This is a genomic window from Butyricicoccus sp. (assembly GCF_050872565.1).
Lineage (GTDB): Bacteria > Bacillota > Clostridia > Oscillospirales > Butyricicoccaceae > Butyricicoccus_A.
Genome location: NZ_JBNMHC010000231.1, coordinates 1 through 3,610 on the forward strand (window position 1 = coordinate 1; position 3,610 = coordinate 3,610).

Annotated in this window: 4 protein-coding genes; all 4 read left to right on the forward strand. The window is 53.4% G+C overall.

Annotation, left to right across the window (positions count from 1 at the left end; genetic code table 11):
• Nucleotides 1–415, forward strand: a 415-nt coding sequence (greA, locus tag ACR0P9_RS09170; RefSeq protein WP_432619427.1) for a transcription elongation factor GreA, incomplete at its 5' end; no start/stop codon positions are given.
• 80 nt (nucleotides 416–495) lie between these two features.
• The gene (gene lysS / locus ACR0P9_RS09175; RefSeq protein ID WP_432619429.1) at nucleotides 496–2,010 is read left to right on the forward strand and encodes a lysine--tRNA ligase; all 1,515 of its coding nucleotides are present in this window, start codon (nucleotides 496–498) and stop codon (nucleotides 2,008–2,010) included.
• Between the two features lie 73 nt (nucleotides 2,011–2,083).
• On the forward strand, nucleotides 2,084–3,451 hold the full coding sequence (locus ACR0P9_RS09180; RefSeq protein WP_432619431.1) for a TrkH family potassium uptake protein: 1,368 nt from the start codon (nucleotides 2,084–2,086) through the stop codon (nucleotides 3,449–3,451).
• 9 nt (nucleotides 3,452–3,460) lie between these two features.
• Nucleotides 3,461–3,610: NAD-binding protein (locus ACR0P9_RS09185; RefSeq protein WP_432619433.1), on the forward strand; the 150-nt coding region annotated here is incomplete at its 3' end.

Sequence of the window (3,610 nt, forward strand, 5' to 3'; positions counted from 1 at the left end):
CCTCAGCACCGTCCGTATGCGTGAGATCACCGCGCAGATCAAGGAAGCCCTTTCTTTCGGCGACCTTTCCGAGAACGCAGAGTATCATGCAGCAAAGGATGAGCAGGGCAAGGTAAACTCCCGTATTCTGGAGCTGGAGACCATGATTTCCAAGGCTGTTATCATCGCAGCGGATGAGTACGCAGCAGACGAGGTATCTCCGGGATGCACCTTCAAGATCGAAGATCTGGAATTCGGCGATGAAGAGCAGTACCGCATCGTTGGTTCGCAGGAAGCAGACCCGATGGCAGGTCTGATTTCCGATGAGTCTCCGGTAGGCAAGGCTGTTCTGGGTCACAAGATCGGCGAAGTGGTAGAAGTGGAAGCACCGAACGACAGCGTTGTCAAGTTCCGCATCACCGACATCCAGAAGTAAACAAGAACCAACAACAGGCTGTCTGCCACGCCGGAACGGATGGCGGACAGTCCTTTTGCATTATAATTAGGAGGAAAAACATGGATCAGAACGCAGCTGCTGAACAGAGCAAGCCGAAGAACGCAAAGCCGGTCCGCTCGGAATCCGAAGAGTACGAGATCCGCACTGCCAAGTTGCAGGCAATGCAGGAAGAGGGCAAGGATCCGTTTACGGAAGTTCGCTTTGACCGCACCAACTATACTACAGACATCACCGAGAACTTCGATGAGATGGAGGGCAAGATCGTCCGTCTGGCAGGCCGCATGATGAGCAAGCGCATCATGGGCAAGCTGACCTTCTCGGACATTACCGACCGTTACGGCCGCATCCAGCTGTGCGTCAAGCGCGACCTGCTGGGCACCGAAGAGTACAAGCAGTTTAAGAAGTATGACATCGGCGACATCATTGGCATCGAAGGCGAAGTATTCCGCACCCAGAAGGGAGAGATCTCTGTCCGCGTAGACAAGCTTCAGCTGTTGGCAAAGTCCCTGCGTCCGCTGCCGGAGAAGTGGCACGGTCTGAAGGACACCGATATTCGCTATCGCCGCCGCTATGTTGACTTGATTGTCAACCCGGAAGTGCGCCGCACCTTTGAGAACCGCTCCAAGATTGTTCGCGAAATCCGCAACTTCTTTGACGGTCAGGGCTTTATGGAAGTAGAGACCCCGTGCCTGAACACCATTCCGGGCGGTGCTGCTGCGCGTCCGTTTATCACGCACCACAACGCACTGGACATCGACATGTACATGCGCATCGCGACCGAGCTGCATCTGAAGCGTCTGATTGTCGGCGGCATGGAGCGCGTGTATGAAATCGGTCGTATCTTCCGCAACGAGGGCATGGACACCAAGCACAATCCGGAGTTCACCACCATTGAGATTTATCAGGCATACACGGACTATCACGGCATGATGGATCTGACCGAGAACATGGTCATCCACTGCTGCGAGAAGGTTCTGGGCACAACCAAGGTGATGTATCAGGGCACCGAGCTGGACTTCTCCAAGGGCTGGAAGCGCATGACCATGGCAGAGGCTGTTAAGCAGTACTCCGGCATGGACTTCATGGCGATGGACGGCGAGCAGGCTCTGGAGGCTTGCAAGAAGGCTGGCTATGAGATCGACAAGAACAAGGAGAGCTGGGGCGATTTGCTCGCTATGGTTTACGATGCAACCGTAGAAGAAAATCTGATTCAGCCGACCTTTATCACGGATTATCCGGTAGAAATTTCTCCGCTGGCAAAGCGCAAGGCATCTGACCCGCGCCTGACCGAGCGCTTCGAGTGCTTTGTATACGGCCGCGAGCTGTGCAATGCATTCTCCGAGCTGAATGATCCGGTTGATCAGAGAGGCCGCTTCGAGCGTCAGGTAGAGCTGCGCAATGCAGGTGATGACGAAGCGAACATGATGGACGAAGACTTCCTGCGCGCTCTGGAATATGGTATGCCGCCAACGGGCGGCATGGGCATGGGCATTGACCGTCTGGTTATGTTCCTGACCGACAGCGCATCCATTCGCGATGTCCTGTTGTTCCCGACCATGAAGCCGCTGGACTAATGGAATACGGAAAGCCTGAGGAGCTGCCAGTCTGCTGCTCAGGCTTTTGCCATATTACATAAAGAGGCGTATCATGCAAAATATTTTTCCGATGCAACGGGGTCATCGACGGGCTGCGCGCCCCGGACGCACCATTTTACTTGGTTTTCTATTTGTCATCCTGTTCGGTGCCTGCCTGCTGCATCTCCCAATTGCGGCGCGGGATCACAGCGTGACAGCGTTTGTTGACTGCTTGTTTACTGCGACAAGCGCAACCTGTGTGACGGGGCTTGTTGTGGTAGATACGTGGCAGCACTGGACGGTATTCGGACAGATTGTTGTTTTAGGTTTGATTCAAATCGGCGGCTTGGGCGTTATGTCGGTGACGGCATTGGTGTCCTTCTTTATGGGACGGACGATTACCATGCGGGAACGATTGGAAATGTCTGCGTCGCTCAGTCTGGATGATATATCGGGAATTGTCCGCTTGATGCGGGAAGTGATGCTGTTTACGGCCGCAATAGAATTGGCGGGAACCGCTTTGCTTTCCATTCGGTTTATTCCGCAGTTTGGTATTGCAGAAGGCTTGTGGAAGGCGTTCTTTCACGCGGTCTCTGCGTTTTGCAATGCAGGTTTTGATTTGATGAGACAGAGAGAGGCATTCTCTAATTTGAGCGACTATGCGCAAGACCCGCTCGTCAATCTCGTGATTATTGCATTGATTGTCATGGGCGGATTGGGTTTTCTCGTCTGGCGCGATTTGCGCGCCAATCGCAAATGGAATCGCCTGTCCGTACACACGCGGTTGGTACTGATTATGACGGCATTGCTCTTGGTTGGCGGTACCTTGGCAATATTTGTACTGGAATACAGCAATCCGCAGACATTGGGGAATATGCCGGTCGGAAATCGTGTGCTGGCATCGCTGTTTCAGGCAACAACCTGCCGAACTGCCGGATTTAATACCATTGATCAGGGGGCGCTGCGCAGCGGTACCGCTGTCATCTGTATTTTGCTGATGTTTGTCGGCGGATCCTCGGGTTCCACGGCGGGCGGCATCAAGACGACTTCTGTTGCGGTGCTGATATTGGCGGCGTGGAGCGTGCTGCGCAGCAGACGGGATATCACCGTCTTTCACAGACGGATTGAAGAACGATTGGTTATGCAGGCCGTCGCGTTGGTGATGGCTGCCCTGGGCTTGATTTTGACGGGAAGCTTTATCTTGTACATGGCGGATAATGTCTCTGTGGGACGCGCCTTGTATGAGACGGTTTCCGCTTTCAGCACGACAGGACTGTCGGAAAATTTAACACCGACGTTGGGTGTAGTATCCAAATGCTGGTTGATTTTGGAGATGTATTTGGGACGCATCGGCATTCTGACATTGGGAGCCGCTGTGTTTATGCGGCGCATTTTTGAGCCGAAAATCCGGTATCCGGAAAGCAAAGTCATCGTAGGATAAGGAGTTCACATGAAATCTTTTGTTGTCATTGGTTTGGGCAGATTTGGAACCGCTGTGGCGGAAGAATTGTATGCGCTGGGACATGAGGTGCTGGCTATTGACCGAGAAGAAGGCTGCGCACAGCGCGTGTCAGAGATAGTCACTCATACGATTATCGCC